Genomic DNA, 14,347 nt, shown 5'->3' on the forward strand with positions numbered 1-14,347 from the left:
AACCGATGTGCAACCGCTGTCATGCGCTCTCACGACTCACTGGTTTCCAGATTCGTAACGTATTTCTGTTCCAGCGGAATATCTACGAATGCTTCAGCGAGCGTGTCCGGGTTGGGGTAGTGGTATCCTTCAGCCTTGTGGTGGCTGAGACGTGGGTTCAATTCCCGCACCCGGACTGTATAAATTTTCTTATATGTCTTGAACCGAGGACATCGGTACGTTTAGTTTTATTTTCACCCTACTCGGCTCATATTTACTATCTACTACGTTCTTGTCTGCCCTGTGAAAAGTTCGACTGCCGGACATGTGGTCGGGTATTCGATAGTCGACGTGGTCTTGGAGTGCATCATAGCCGCGTCCACGACGAACGGCTACCGAATAGAGAGTGCAACCATTGTGGAGACTCCTTCTACTGTGAGTCCGCCCGAGCCTACTGTTCGGAGCACTGCCACGATGCCGCCGTATCGTACGAAGGAAAAGCTAATCCGAACTTTTCGGATGCGACAGAGCAGACGAAGTGCGAGGTCTGTGGCGCGAAGTTCGAGTATTACCCGTCGGAGAAAGATGGGGTGTACTGCTCTGACTGTGTCGAGAACGCGGCGTGGCGCGACCCGCCACAAATTTCTGGAGCTGCACACCACTCGTGGTCCGGTGGCAAACTATCGGGCTCCTGTGACGTTTGCGACGCCCGCATTGAGCGATATCCGAGTCAGATTCAGAGTGAAGTCGTCCTCTGCAGCCGTGACTGCCACGCGGAGTGGCTTTCGGCGGCGTTCACCGATGACGGGCATCCGAACTGGCGCGGCGGTGGCGTGGGCGAATACGGACCGGGATGGCGGGCGGTGCGCGAGCAAGCCCTGGCGCGGGACGACCACGCTTGCGTACTGTGTGGGACTGATGCCGACGAACTGGGCCGGAACCCGGACGTGCACCACATCGTGCCGGTTCGGTTGTTCGCCGCAATGCGGGCGCTCGCCGTTCGGGACGCACACATGCTGGACAACGTCATTTCGCTGTGTCCGGGCTGCCATCGCCGAGCGGAGTTCGACCATGTCTCGCGGGCGAAGTTGCGCTGGCGGGCCAGTATCCCTCGAATGGATACCCCTGTCGCAGGCGGCACGACGGTGTAATTGGACCGGAACCTACACAATCGGTCCCGCCGCCAGTACCCGTATGTCACCGACTGTCGACGAACTGCGGAACGAGATCCGCGAGGCTGTCGGGCGGTACGAACGGCCGGTCTCGACTGCGTTCACCAAGGAAGCGCTGGCGGCGATCTGCGAGGCTGTCGGATACGACGTAGATACGGACCGACTGCCATCGAAACCACAGATGCGGGCGGGAATCCTCTGGCAAATCGGAGAGCAGGAGGATGACAACCCTGCGGACGCAGAGCAGCCTTTCCGGAAGGGGGAACTCGAAGCGGTCGCCGCGGCGCTGGACACCGAGTAACGGTGTCCTCCGGCTGGCGCGAGGGTTCCAGCTGACCACCAGAATGCAGAAATATTTGCATCAAGACAGCGAACTAACCAGTATGGGACGCAACCGCTCTCCGACGTTCGCGAACAGGCAGGCGGCTGGAAACCGGCTTGGAGAGGCGTTGCGCGAGCGGGATATCGAAGTCGACATCGTCCTCGCTATCCCGCGCGGTGGGCTGCCGGTGGGGCATCCAGTCGCTGACGCGCTCGATGTGCCACTGGATATTTCGGTCGCAAAAAAGATCGGCGCACCGAACAACCCCGAGTACGCTATCGGCGCTGTCGCCGCCGACGGCTCGGTCTGGCTCAACAGCGATGTCATCAACCGACGAGAGATTCCCAGTGACTACGTTGCAAACACGCGATCGGAGATGGCCGAAACCGCCCGGCAGAAAGCCCAGCGCTACCGTGACTCGAAGTCATCGCTGTCACTTACCGGCAAGCGGGTGTGTCTCGTCGACGACGGCGTGGCGACGGGCGCGACGGCCCGGGCCTGCATCGAGCAGATTCGACAGGCTGACCCCGAGCGCCTCGTCCTCGCGGTGCCGGTCGCCTCGCCACGGGCGATATCGGACCTCAAAGCGCTGGTCGACGAGGTGATCTGTCTGGAGGTACCGTCGGAGTTCCGCGCTGTCGGCCAGTACTACGAGCAGTTCGAGCAGGTCTCCGACGAGGCGGCGATGTCGTATCTCGCCGCCGAGTGACCGCTACCGCTCTATTCTGGATTCGGGTTGGACGGTTTCGGTTTCCGGCTCGCCGATGGCGGTGTAGTCGCTGCTCGATTTGATGATGGAGAGTGCCGTCATAATGTCGGATCGGGTGAGCAGCCCTTCGAAGGAGTCGTCTTCGCCAGTGACCAGCAGGCGACCGACGGAGTTCTGTTGGAGCGAGGTCAGCGCGTCCATCACGTCGGTGTCCGAGCTAATCGTGATGATTTCCGTCGTCATCACGTCGCCGACGGTGTAGGCATCGCGCTCGACTTCCTGAACGGCGCGGGCGTCTTCGAGCGTGACAAGGCCGATGACCTCGCCGCCGCGCTCGACCGGATAGCCGGTGTGGCGCTCCCTGAACATTGTCTGGATGAGCTCCCGGACGGACATGTCTTCGGGGACCGTCGTTACGTGGTCCGCCGGCGTCATCACGTCCGCGACGGTGACGCCCTCGAACGCGGCCCGCATCGAGGTCTGGCGGGACTCGCCCGCCGCGCCGATGTAGATGAAGAAGGCCAGGCCGGCAAGGAAGATGTTTCCGAGGACGAAGATGCCAAACAGGCCGAGGAAGATGGCGAACACCTTCCCGACCTCGGCGGCGATGGTTGTGGCTCTGGCGTAGGACCGTCGGCGGGCGAGCAGCGCACGCAGGACGCGGCCGCCGTCCATCGGGAACCCCGGGAGCATGTTGAACGCCGCCAGCGCGATGTTCATCAGCGCGAGATAGCCGAGAATAAACCGGGCTGATTCGATTGCTGTCCCCACGCCGCTCGGGAGAATCTGGAACGCGACGTAACAGACAGCGCCGACGGCGATACTGACGATAGGACCGGCGATGGCGATGACCAGTTCCTGTTTCCAGTCTTCGGGCATCTCGCTGAGCTGGGCGATGCCGCCGAACAGCCAGAGCGTGATGGAGTCGATGGGAAAGCCATAGCGGATGGCCACGAGCGAGTGGCCGAGTTCGTGGAGGACGACGCCGGCGAACAGGCCGACGGCCGCACCGATGCCGAGCACCCAGACGAGTGCACCGTCGGTGAGGACGGCGGCGTCCAGCCCGGCGTTCAAGGTCCCGTTCAGGAGCTCGGTCGTCTGCTCTACCTGTGTCCCGATAATCCAGGCGAACAGCGGTAGTACGAGGAGAAATGTCAGGTCCAACTGGATCGGGATTCCGAACGCGCTTCCGATACGAAACCGGCGCATATCGAGGAGTTGACGCGGGACGGTCTTAAGCCCCCTTGGCGGGACTCCCGCCGCCACGCCTTTGCGCTGCACCCGCGATGTCTCACACATGAGCGACCCACTGATTCGGCGGGCCGAGGACATCGAGTACGAGGGTGTCGACGCAGCTGACGGGCTAAAAAAAGGCGTTCTCATCGGCGAGGGGACCGGCGGTGGCAATCTCGCAATTCGGCGCTTCACGCTCGCCCCCGGCGGCAGTGTACCGGAACACACCAACGAGGTCGAACACGAGCAGTACGTCCTTGCTGGCCGGTACACCGTCGGTATCGAGGGCGAAGAGTACGACGTCGAAGCCGGCGACAGCCTCCATATCCCCGCCGGTGCTGTCCACTGGTACCGCAACGACGGTGACGAACCGGGTGCGTTCCTCTGTGCGGTTCCCGCCGGCGACGACGAAATCAAACTGCAGGAGTGACTGCTAGCATGTGCATCTCCACGGGCGTAGCAACAGCTGAGCACCAGAGCGCCCAACACAGAGCCGACTACCCAATCCAGGCCGGGTGGGAGCGAAAGGGGCGAACCGCTGGGCGTTCGAGACGACCTAAACACCGCAGGGAGTGCAACGACCGAGGAGCGCAGCGAGTCGCAGTAGTCCAGCGGCTCGGGGCGTTCTGGCTGTTCGAAACCGTAGCCGCGTGATTCGTCCCGCCCACACCTAGTCCGAACCGCTCAAGTAGCGCAATCGCCACTAGACAACTGTGTCACAGCAGGCCGCACAGGTAGAGACGCTGTTCCTCCACGAACACGGCGAGGAGTTCCGCGTCGTCGCCCAGCGGGACGGCGACCGGCTCTTCCACGGCATCCTCGAACTCAAGGAGACCGACGCCGGCCCCCGCCCACGCCGACTTCGGATCAAGGACGGGACCAGCGAGGAGCTTCGCTCCCCCGACCAGTTCGTCGAGATCGCCCGTCGTGCGGCCCGCATTCGCATCTCCGAGCAGACTACCCCGCTCGCCCGCGAGCGCATCCGCGAGATGCTCGACGCGTACCAGATCGATGCCAAGGTCGTCCGGAGCTGCCGGCTGTGTGCCTCCGACGGGCGCTACTCGCCGATCACGAGCGAGACGGCCATCGAAGCCGACGACGAGACCATCTGTCCGGAGTGCGCTCGTCAGCAACTCGACCGCGAACTCGCGTTCAAAGGGAGCATCAGCGGCGACGCGCGCGACCGCCTCGAAGAACTGCTACTGGAAGTCCAGGATCTCGACCGGGTGACGAACCTCCTGTCGGGCCAACTGGACCCGGACCTGACGAAGTTCGACGAGATTTCGGCGACCGTCGACGAGGTCGACCCCGTCCGCGTCGACTCGCTGGACCTCCACCCGGGTATGCAAGCACACCTCGAATCCCGGTTCGACACCCTGCTCCCGGTCCAGAGCCTCGCCGTCGAGCACGGGGCCACGGAGGGCCGCGACCAGCTGGTCGTGAGCGCGACGGCGACGGGGAAGACGCTCATCGGCGAGATGGCCGGCATCGACCGCGTCCTCAACGGCAAGGGCAAGATGCTGTTTCTCGTCCCGCTGGTCGCGCTCGCGAACCAGAAATACGAGCAGTTCCAGGACCGCTACGGCGACATGGTCGACGTGTCGCTGCGCGTGGGTGCCAGCCGTATCGCCGACGAGGGCGGACGCTTCGACCCCGAAGCTGATGTCATCGTCGGGACCTACGAGGGAATCGACCACGCGCTCCGGACTGGCAAGAATCTCGGCACTGTCGGCACCGTCGTCATCGACGAGGTCCACACGCTCGGCGAGGACGAGCGGGGCCACCGGCTGGACGGGCTCATCTCCCGGCTGAAGTATTACTGTGAGTCTGGCGGCGCGCCCGACAGCGGCGACACGCAGTGGATTTACCTCTCGGCGACCGTCGGCAACCCCGGCCAGCTGGCCGACCAACTCCGAGCGACGCTCATCGAGTTCGAGGAGCGGCCGGTCCCCATCGAGCGCCACGTCACGTTCGCCGACGGCCGCGAGAAGATTGAGACGGAAAAGAAGCTGGTCAAGCGGGCGTTCGATAATAAGTCCAGCAAGGGCTATCGCGGTCAGACTATCATTTTCACCAACTCCCGGCGGCGCTGTCACCAGATTTCACGGAAACTGGAGTACAGCTCAGCGCCGTACCACGCCGGACTGGACAACCGGAAGCGCCAGCGCGTCGAGCGGCAGTTCGCCGACCAGGACCTCGCGGCGGTCGTGACGACGGCGGCGCTGGCCGCTGGGGTGGACTTCCCGGCCTCGCAGGTCATCTTCGACTCGCTGGCGATGGGTATCGAGTGGCTCACCGTCCAGGAGTTCAGCCAGATGCTCGGCCGTGCGGGCCGCCCGGACTACCACGACAAGGGGACCGTCTACATGCTGGTCGAACCGGACTGCTCGTACCACAACAGCATGGAGATGACCGAGGATGAAGTGGCGTTCAAACTCCTGAAAGGCGAGATGGAGCCGGTCATCACCCGCTACGACGAGGGCGCGGCCGTCGAGGAGACGCTGGCGAACGTCACCGTTGCCGGCAAGCAGGCCAAGCGGCTCAACGACCGGATGGTCGGCGAGGTGCCGACGAAACACGCACTGGGGAAACTGCTCGAATACGAGTTCATCGACGGCCTCTCACCGACGCCGCTCGGCCGAGCTGTGACCCGGCACTTCCTCGCGCCCGACGAGGCGTTCCAGTTGCTCGACGGCATCCGGAAGGGACAGCATCCTTACGAAATCGTCGCCGACATGGAACTGCGCGACGAGCACTGAATCGCTTTCGCCCCGCAGACCTGTCGGCCGAATATCCTTTCGGCGTACATTCTTGTAGCGGCACGTACTTCCGGTGTCCATGGGCCTGTTCGATACGATCCGTCGCGCCGTCGGTGGCGATGCCTCGTCGACCGGCGGGGACGAACGGACGGCTGGAGGTGACTCCTCGTCCGACGATGGGCCGGACCGTCTGGACACGGCGACGCTTGACCCGACGGCGTTCCGGAAGTACGCCGAGCGCGTCGTTGACGGCGCGGACCCGCTGACGTTCGACCCCGATGCGCTCGCCCGTCTCGATACAGCCATCGAGGAGAGCTACGGCGGCGAGACCGTCGGTGACGCCGCGGGGACGACGACCTACACCGAGAACACGGTACGGTTCGGGAGCTATCTCGGCGAACTCCTCGTGCGAGCATACGACGGTGAGTGGGTCCAGTCCGACGGCCGGTGGGGCGTCGCCGTTTCCGGGCCGGACGACGAGGTGGGCGTCGCGGTGTTCGACGTGGCCGCTCGCTCGTTCGGCAACGAGCCGGTGTTTGCGGCCGTCGTGACGCGTCTGGAGTCCGAACTGGCACTGGATAGTGTCCAGAACGCCGGACCTGCAGTCCCGGAGACGGACGAAACCGATACCGACAGCGGCGCTTCCGAGCCGACGCGGATCGTTAGCCGCGTCGACGATGGACAGGCGGACGAGCGCGACGCACCTCCCGAACCGACGGCGGCAGACGAGCAAGGTGAGACAACTGCCGGCGATACCGCTGCTTCTGCGCCGTCGCAGGCTGTCGAAACGGAGCCGACCCGAGTCGTTCGTCGGGTCGACGCCGACGCGGAGACGGGTGACGGGTCGGACGACACTGACCCTACACCTGTCGTCGGTGACGTTGCTGACGAACCAGCGAACGAGGCACCACCGGCCAACGAAGCTGATGGCACGGCTACCGACATCGCTGGAGACGCGAACCCCGACCCGACCGATTCAGCGTCAGACGATGCCGGTAGCGAGCCGTCGACCGCTGAAACCACCGAAGCGGAATCGACCGCCGTTCCGAGTGACCGGCCGTCGGCCACTGACACGCCTGCTACCGCCGAAACAGCTACCGATGAGTTCGCTGATTCGGCCGCGGCCGACGAGGCGGCCGCATATATCGACGAAGCAGAGTCCTCGTTCGATAGTGCTACAGCGGGCCCCTCGGACGACGCACCGACGACCGAGACACCGCCAGCAGGCTCGCCTATCGACTCCCGCGACGATGCTGGAACCGGTGACACCGCGCCCGTGGGGTCGGCAACTGACACACCCGTTGACGACGCAGCGACGGACACAGTCGCTGACGGACCGGCCGACGCATCGACGGACGACGAACCGACTCGCGATAGCTCGCCGGATGCGTCGTCAGGCGATGCTCCAGACGCAGAGGCGGCTTCCGAAACGACGGCTGACGAGTCACTTGCAGCCATCGACAACACCGCGGCGGTCGATGACGAGCCGGTAGCTGTTGCGGAATCCGACGCCGGGACATCATCCGATGACAGTCCCGATGCATCGGACTCTGTTGCGGACGCTGAGGCGTCTGGTGCCACTGCGACTACACCGTTACAGGACGGCTCCGCTGGCTCGACGGCCCGCTCGTGGGATCCCGGCACGGTCCGCGCGGGCCACGCTGACACCGCTGTCGAGTTCGCCGAGTTCTGGGGCGAGCACGACCTCGATTTCTCCCCGGCCTCGCTGTCACGCCTCGATGACCTGGTCGACACAGAGTGGGACAACGAGCGCTTCGCCGAGACGACGTTCGGGAGCGATGCGTCGTTCGACGACCGCGCATTTACCAGCGTCGTCCGGGAACTCGGCGGCTACTTCGGCGAGGTACTCGTCCGACATCTCGATGGCGACTGGACTGACGAGACGGACCACGAAGCGGCGGTCGTCGTCGGCGGACCGGACGGACAGTTCGCCGTTCCCGTCTTCGAGGTGGCGATAACCTCGCTCAGAAAACGGGCCGTGTTCGGCCGGAGCTACGACGCTTTGCTCGACGACCTCGGCCGCGACGGACCGGTTCGGTGAGCCCGTTTCCGGTGCGTCCACCTCGTCGTAGCTATTCGCTCAGGGCCACGACCGACGTGCTCCCACAGTCGGGGCACTCGTCGTGGTCCGCGTAAAGCAGCGTCTCACACTCTATACACCGGTGGGTGGCTTCGTCGTCGGACGCGTTTCCGACCTCCTGTTTCAGCTCCTCGACTTTTCGACCGAGATCGTTGAAAATTCCCATTGGGATACTGTTCGACCCGGACAGGGATAAACGTCGGCCGCCGGGTCAGGGTGCCAGCGGACGCCCGACTCGCAAACGTCCCATCCTTTTGTCACTGGCCCCGCAGGGGACAGACGTGTCGCTGCCACCTGTCACGCCGGGGATGTTGTTCGTGTTCGCGACCATCGTCGCCGCGCTGGTGCTGTTTGCGACGGAGGCGCTGCCAGTCGACGTGACCGCTATCGCCGTCATGGTGGCGCTGATGCTGGCCGAACCGGTGACGGTACTCGCGGCCGATATCGGGCTGCTCGCCGAGCCGGTGTACGTGTTACATCAGCCGGGCGACGGGCTATCGCCGCTGGATCGCGGGCTTTCGGGTTTTGCCTCGACGGCGACGATAACTGTGCTGGCGATGTTCATTCTCTCCGACGGCGTCCAGCGGACCGGAATCGTCCAGATCCTCGGCGCGAAAATCGCCTCCCTGACCGGGGACAGCGAAACGAAACAGCTCGGTGCGACCGTCGGGCTGGTCGCGCCTATCTCCGGGTTCATCAACAACACCGCTGCCGTCGCCATCCTCCTGCCGATGGTGACCGATATCGCGCACAAGGGCAAGCTCTCGCCGTCGAAACTACTGCTGCCGCTGTCCTACGCCTCGATGTTCGGCGGGATGTTGACGCTCATCGGCACCTCGACGAACATCCTCGCCTCGCAGCTCTCGGCGGAACTGATCGGCCGTCCGTTCAGTATGTTCGAGTTCACCCAGCTCGGCATTATCGTGACTATCATCGGGACGATCTATCTGCTCACTGTCGGGCGCTATCTGGTCCCGTCGCGTATCCCGGCCGAAGAGGACCTCACCCGGGAGTTCGAGATGGGTGAGTACCTGACCGAAGTTGTCGTCCGCGAAGACTCCCCGCTCATCGGCCAGACTGTCGAGGAGGCGCTCAGAGTCTCGGAGTTCGACGTGGATATCGTCCAACTGGTCCGTGAGAAGCGCACGTTCCTCGAACCGTTCGGACAGAAAGCGATCCAGGCCGGCGACGTCTTTGCCGTTCGGACGGACCGGGACACACTTGTCGACCTCCTCGACGTCGAGGGGCTGGACGTAATTCCCGAGGTTGAGGTTGACGACGCGGAACTGGAAACCGCGACCGAGCGAAAGAATCTCGTCGAGGTCGTCGTCGCTCCCGGCTCCTCGCTCATCGGCGAGACGCTCGTCTCCACGAGCTTCCGCCAGCGCTACGACGCGACTGTGCTGGCGCTTCGCCACGGACAGGAGCTGTACCGCCAGCGAATGGACCACGTCACACTCCGCATCGGCGATACGCTGCTGGTGCAGGCCACCCCAGACAGCATCGACCGCCTCAACCGCAATAACGACTTCATCGTCGCCCAGGAAGTCGAACGACCGGACTTCCGCCAGTCGAAGATTCCCGTCGCGGTCGGCATCGTCGCCGCCGTTGTGGGTGTCGCGGCCCTGACGCCGATTCACATCGTCATCTCGGCGCTCGGCGGGGCGCTCGCGATGGTCCTCACCGGCTGTCTCCGCCCGCCCGAGCTGTACGACGCCGTTCAGTGGGACGTCATCTTCCTGCTTGCCGGTGTCATTCCGCTGGGAATCGCCCTGCAGGAGACCGGCGGCGCTGACCTGCTTGCGGAGCTGTTCGTCATGGGGGCCGGCAGTGTCCTCACCGCCGGTGGCGGCCTCGCGGTCGTCCTCGGCCTCATGTACCTCGTCACGGCGCTCCTGACGAACATCATCTCGAACAACGCCTCCGTCGTTTTGATGATCCCAGTCGCCATCGAAACCGCCCGGCAACTGAACGCCAACGCCTTCGCCTTCGTCCTCGCCGTCACCTTCGCCGCCTCGACGGCGTTCATGACGCCGGTCGGCTACCAGACGAACCTCCTCGTCTACGGTCCTGGTGGGTACCGATTCGCCGACTATCTGAAGGTCGGTGCGCCGCTCCAGGCCGTCTTCGCCGTCGCGACGACGCTCGGCATCGCGTACTTCTGGGGCCTCGCTCCCGCGTGACACGGCCGCCTCGCAACGAAACGCTTTACACGCTGTCGAGTCGAGGTGGTAGTACGGGATCGTGGGGTAGCTTGGTAACCTTCGGGCCTTGGGTGCCCGCGCCCCTAGTTCAAATCTGGGCGATCCCATAGCTGGATTCCGAATGCGACCGTTCTGTCGCTTTTCCCGCTCCTCTCTAGCGGTCTGTACTGCCAGTCGCCTGCTGTCGTCGCTGCTCTCACCCGTCTTCGTGGCCGGTCCTTACCGTTGTCCAGCAACGACTTTCCGAACAACACTGTGAAAAGAGCCCGCCGCGAGGGCACGTCGCGTCAGTCGTCAGTCCTGTCGGGAGCCGAACGCGTGGTGCGCTCCCCGCCGACACCGGCGGTATCGCCGCGCTCGACCGCTCTGCCGCTGGTGTCGAACTGATCGACGGTCCGGGCCAGCGAGTCGGCACGGTCGCGGAGTTCATCCGCGCTCTGGGCGATTTCGGCGACGGACGCGGACTGCTCTTCGGCGGCCGCCGAGACCTGCTCTGCGTCCTCCGTCACGTTCTGGCTGATCTCGGATACCCCGTCGACGCGGTGGACGACGCTCTGCGTCGCGTCGGCCTGGTCCTCTGTGGCGTCCGCGATCTCCTGAATACCGTCGTTGGCGTTCTCTATCGCGTCGACGGTATCCTCGATCGCATCGGCAGCCTCACGGACAGTCTCGACACCGGTGTCAATGTGGTCGCTGGTCGCGCGGATGTCGGTGACAGTCTCGTCGGTTTCCGTCTGTACGGCCGCGATTTCGGCTTCTATCTCTGCTGCCGCCTGCTTTGTCTCCTCCGCGAGGCTCTTGACCTCGTCAGCAACAACAGCGAACCCCTCGCCGTCCTTGTCGGCGCGGGCGGCCTCGATGTTGGCGTTCAGGGCGAGCATATTCGTCTGTTCGGCGATATCTGTGATGAAGTCGACAATCTCGCCGATGTCGTCCATACGCTCCTGCAGATCGAGAATCTGGTCGACCGCGTCTGCCGACCGGGACTCGATTTCCGCCATGTCGTCGATGGCCGACTCAGCGGCTTCCCGGCCGGTTTCGCCACGGTCGACGGCGTCCCTGGCCGTCTCTGCAACCGTCGTCGACGACGCTGCGACCTCCTCGATGCTCGCCGATAGCTCGTCCATCTCGGCGGCGGCCTCCTCAAGGTCGTCGTGCTGTCTGATGGCTCCGTCTGTGATCTCCTGTATGCGGTCGCTGACCGTCTGGCTCGTCGTCTCGATTTCCTCGGCCCCAGTCGCGACCTCAATCGTGGCATCCGCGACTTCGTCGGCGAACGCCGCGACCTCGCTGACGGTGGCTTCGAGCCCGTCGAGCATTGCGTTGAACTCCACCGCGACTTCTCGCATCGCTGTCTCCTCTGCGTCCTCGTCGAGTCGCTTCGTGAGGTCACCGTCGGCGATGTCCTGCATCACCGCGCTGTACTCGGCAGCGCGCTCCTGGAGGCGCTGGCTGGCTTCCTCTGCCTCTGCCCGTGCGTCTTCCGCTTCCGTACGCAGTTCTTCGGCTTCTGCTCGCGCCGTCTTCGCCTCCTCGACTGCGTCCTCCGCTTCTTGAATACGGTTCTGGAGTGAGAGCCGCATATCGTCGAAGGTACCGTAGAGGCGACCGATTTCGTCGGCGCGGTTCGTCTCGAGGTCGACATCGAAGTCGCCGGCCTCGATGCGCTCGGCACGGTCCCGCAACTGCTTCAGTGGGTCGACAGTCCGTTTCCCGAGCACGAGGCCGACAGCCGACAACGAAACGAGCGCCAGCAGGACAAGCAGTCCGACCGTCTGCCCGACCGTATCACGGACACTGAACGCCTGCGCCGTGTCCAGGCTCGTCACCGTGACCCAGTTCGTCGTCGGGACGGGTGCGAACGCGTACACGCGACCATCGGAAACTGCTGTCACCGGTGTTGCCGTACCGTTTGCGTCGCGGATCGCTGCGAGGCTCTCACTGTGGGTGTCGGCATCGAACTCGCGGTCGATGTTCAGTACCGTCTCGTCGTTGGTGTTCAGAATCGTGGTTTCTTTCGTGGAGTTCGTATCGCTGAGGCGGTCGACCTGGCTCTGGATGCGCGTGACGACGACGAGATGCGAGCCGTCACGCTTCGGGACCGAGCTAGCGAACGCCATCACGGGCTCGTCGTTGAGGACCGGTGAGCGGTACGACCGACTACTCGACCACACCTGACTGTTGTTCCCAGGCCCTTCCGGCACTTCGGCGTTCGTCCACGGCGCGTCAAGTTCGGACAGCGACCGCCCCTCCAGCGGGAGTTCCGTGCTGGCGACCACCTCGCCACGAGTATCATTCACGAGGTGCATACTGACAACATCATCGGGCAGTAGCTGGTCCTGCAGAAGGATGTACGCCGCGGCGCGTCGGTCGCTCCGGAGTGGCTCGCCCTGCGAGACGGAGCGTGTGTGCGTGCGCTGCTGCTCGACCCACGAGCCGATAGCGTCCCCCTCTAGCTGGCTGGTCTCGGCGAGCTGTCCGGTCGTCTGGCGTTCGACTGCTGTGGATGTCGCCTGGAAGGTGAACGCCCCAGCGCCCGCGATGACGAGCAACACGGCGAGGAACGCGACAGCGAACTTCGCAGCGAACCGCTGCCGGACGAACTCGGGGGCGACCCGATCAAGTGCGCTCGCCAGCTCATCGAGCGGACCGCTCGCCATCAGGCACCACCCGTGCTGGAGCGCTCAGTGGGGACGACGATGTCGCCGGCGGCGATCTGCTCCCGCGATGTCGACAGTGCCGTCCTGACGTCATCGGGAATCGCCGGCTCGAGGGAAGTGCCATAGACAATGCCGACCCCGTCACTATCTATCCCGAGAGAGACGACCTCACCAGCGGGGAGGCTGTCCGCGACCGTCGCCGTCGCCGCGTCGTAGACTGCGACGTTCACCCGCTTGACCATGCTCGCCAGCACGACATCAGCGTACCGGGGGTTACTGCGAGACTGGTCTGAGTCCACTCCGATTGCGTACCGGCCGTGGGCCTGTGCGGCCTGGAAGATGCCAACACCTGCACCACCCGCTGCGTGGTAGACAATATCCGCCCCATCATCGTACATCCCGGCTGCGATGTCGCGGGCGCCCTGCACGTCGTCGAAATTCCCGAGATACTCCGTGAGGACATCGACGTCCGTGTTGGCGTACTCGACGCCGGCTCTGAAGCCGGCCTCGAACTTGTGGATGAGGGGCTGGTCGAGGCCGCCGACGAATCCGACGGTCGTCTCGTCCGGGTTCGTCGAGCCTGCCCCGAGGTCGATATCTCTGGTCGTGAGCAGCCCAGCGAGGTTCCCGGCCTGGAACGATCCCTCGTGTTCGCGGAACACGTAACTCGCCACGTTGTCGGCCTCTACGACAGAGTCGACGATCATGAACTGCTGGTCCGTGTACTCCGTTGCAGTCTCAGATAGCCCCTCAGCCTGCAGAAAGCCGATACAACAGATCAGGTCGTATGACGGGTTTGTCGAACTCGCCAGCTCAGCCTGTACTTCGGCGAATCCGGCGACACTGGTTGGCTCGTGGTTCGTGTACTCGACCCCGTCATCGAGCCGCGCGCGCTGAATGCCGCGGTTCGCCGCATCGTTGAACGAGCGGTCATCCAGCCCGCCCAGTGCGTACACCATTCCGACAGTCGCCGCCGCATCGCTCACGTCGATGTCGCTTTCCGTCGCTTGCTGGCTGTCGCCGGTGTCCTCGTCTCCGCTCCCTCCGAAATCCCCGAAGCGGCCTGCACAGCCGGCGAGCGTTGCGGTCGCGGCCGCGCTTCCGCTGGCGAGGAGCCGACGCCTTGTGATTTTTTGTTTACGCACGGTTATTCTACTCTGAGTGAATCAGGTATACCAGCAAAAACTACTGGTCCCAATTCTCGACAG

11 protein-coding genes and 2 tRNA genes are annotated in these 14,347 nt (G+C 64.1%); 9 read left to right on the forward strand and 4 right to left on the reverse strand.

Going from position 1 to position 14,347, the window contains the following annotated elements; all coding sequences use genetic code 11:
• The first annotated feature begins 105 nt into the window (after positions 1–105).
• The 4 genes from DVK00_RS06710 (at position 106) to DVK00_RS06725 (ending at position 2,182) form a co-directional block, all read left to right on the forward strand.
• A tRNA-His gene (locus DVK00_RS06710) sits at positions 106–176 on the forward strand.
• Positions 177–341: 165 nt separating this feature from the next.
• The gene (locus DVK00_RS06715; protein WP_233560764.1) at positions 342–1,130 is read left to right on the forward strand and encodes an HNH endonuclease; all 789 of its coding nucleotides are present in this window, start codon (positions 342–344) and stop codon (positions 1,128–1,130) included.
• Between the two features lie 43 nt (positions 1,131–1,173).
• The gene (locus tag DVK00_RS06720) at positions 1,174–1,452 is read left to right on the forward strand and encodes a hypothetical protein (RefSeq protein ID WP_101348858.1); all 279 of its coding nucleotides are present in this window, start codon (positions 1,174–1,176) and stop codon (positions 1,450–1,452) included.
• Positions 1,453–1,534: 82 nt separating this feature from the next.
• On the forward strand, positions 1,535–2,182 hold the full coding sequence (locus DVK00_RS06725) for a phosphoribosyltransferase (protein WP_101348859.1): 648 nt from the start codon (positions 1,535–1,537) through the stop codon (positions 2,180–2,182).
• A gap of 3 nt (positions 2,183–2,185) precedes the next feature.
• Here DVK00_RS06725 and DVK00_RS06730 read toward each other — a convergent pair whose 3' ends face one another.
• Positions 2,186–3,391, reverse strand: coding sequence for a CBS domain-containing protein (locus tag DVK00_RS06730; protein ID WP_121577468.1), 1,206 nt, complete (start codon positions 3,389–3,391; stop codon positions 2,186–2,188).
• Between the two features lie 88 nt (positions 3,392–3,479).
• On the opposite strand from DVK00_RS06730, the gene DVK00_RS06735 reads away from it, so the two are divergent.
• The 3 genes from DVK00_RS06735 to DVK00_RS06745 all read left to right on the forward strand — a co-directional run bounded on the left by DVK00_RS06735 (position 3,480) and on the right by DVK00_RS06745 (position 8,236).
• Positions 3,480–3,845, forward strand: a complete 366-nt coding sequence (locus tag DVK00_RS06735; RefSeq protein ID WP_101348861.1) for a cupin domain-containing protein — start codon at positions 3,480–3,482, stop codon at positions 3,843–3,845.
• 283 nt (positions 3,846–4,128) lie between these two features.
• Positions 4,129–6,174 carry a DEAD/DEAH box helicase gene (locus DVK00_RS06740; protein ID WP_121577469.1) on the forward strand — a complete coding sequence of 682 codons (2,046 nt, stop codon included), beginning with the start codon at positions 4,129–4,131 and terminating at the stop codon, positions 6,172–6,174.
• A 79-nt stretch (positions 6,175–6,253) separates the two neighbouring features.
• A complete protein-coding gene (locus DVK00_RS06745; RefSeq protein ID WP_121577470.1) occupies positions 6,254–8,236 on the forward strand; it encodes a hypothetical protein in 1,983 nt (660 codons plus the stop codon).
• A gap of 31 nt (positions 8,237–8,267) precedes the next feature.
• Here the strand turns inward: DVK00_RS06745 and DVK00_RS21625 are convergent, their stop codons facing one another.
• Positions 8,268–8,441 (reverse strand): hypothetical protein, encoded by a 174-nt coding sequence (locus DVK00_RS21625; protein WP_199722445.1) that lies wholly within the window; start codon positions 8,439–8,441, stop codon positions 8,268–8,270.
• Between the two features lie 142 nt (positions 8,442–8,583).
• Between DVK00_RS21625 and DVK00_RS06750 the strand changes: the two genes are divergently transcribed.
• Complete coding sequence (locus DVK00_RS06750) at positions 8,584–10,458, forward strand: SLC13 family permease (protein ID WP_101348864.1); 1,875 nt, start codon at positions 8,584–8,586, stop codon at positions 10,456–10,458.
• Between the two features lie 55 nt (positions 10,459–10,513).
• Positions 10,514–10,586 (forward strand) — tRNA-Pro (locus tag DVK00_RS06755).
• A gap of 180 nt (positions 10,587–10,766) precedes the next feature.
• Here the strand turns inward: DVK00_RS06755 and DVK00_RS06760 are convergent.
• Entirely contained in the window at positions 10,767–13,139 is a 2,373-nt protein-coding gene (locus tag DVK00_RS06760; RefSeq protein WP_121577471.1) for a methyl-accepting chemotaxis protein, read from the reverse strand.
• On the reverse strand, positions 13,139–14,284 hold the full coding sequence (locus DVK00_RS06765) for a BMP family protein (protein ID WP_121577472.1): 1,146 nt from the start codon (positions 14,282–14,284) through the stop codon (positions 13,139–13,141). Before DVK00_RS06765 ends, DVK00_RS06760 begins: the two co-directional genes overlap by 1 nt.
• Positions 14,285–14,347 lie beyond the last annotated feature (63 nt).

The sequence above is a fragment of the Haloarcula sp. Atlit-47R genome (genome assembly GCF_003665985.1).
In the GTDB taxonomy this organism is placed as follows: domain Archaea; phylum Halobacteriota; class Halobacteria; order Halobacteriales; family Haloarculaceae; genus Haloarcula; species Haloarcula taiwanensis.

Bases quoted from the DNA above. Each gene is read 5' to 3' on its own strand.
- DVK00_RS06750 (WP_101348864.1), top strand. From the start codon at position 8,584: ATGTTGTTCGTGTTCGCGACCATCGTCGCCGCGCTGGTGCTGTTTGCG.
- DVK00_RS06735 (WP_101348861.1), top strand. From the start codon at position 3,480: ATGAGCGACCCACTGATTCGGCGGGCCGAGGACATCGAGTACGAGGGT.
- DVK00_RS06745 (WP_121577470.1), top strand. From the start codon at position 6,254: ATGGGCCTGTTCGATACGATCCGTCGCGCCGTCGGTGGCGATGCCTCG.
- DVK00_RS21625 (WP_199722445.1), bottom strand. From the start codon at position 8,441: ATGGGAATTTTCAACGATCTCGGTCGAAAAGTCGAGGAGCTGAAACAG.
- DVK00_RS06760 (WP_121577471.1), bottom strand. From the start codon at position 13,139: ATGGCGAGCGGTCCGCTCGATGAGCTGGCGAGCGCACTTGATCGGGTC.
- DVK00_RS06730 (WP_121577468.1), bottom strand. From the start codon at position 3,391: ATGCGCCGGTTTCGTATCGGAAGCGCGTTCGGAATCCCGATCCAGTTG.
- DVK00_RS06720 (WP_101348858.1), top strand. From the start codon at position 1,174: ATGTCACCGACTGTCGACGAACTGCGGAACGAGATCCGCGAGGCTGTC.
- DVK00_RS06725 (WP_101348859.1), top strand. From the start codon at position 1,535: ATGGGACGCAACCGCTCTCCGACGTTCGCGAACAGGCAGGCGGCTGGA.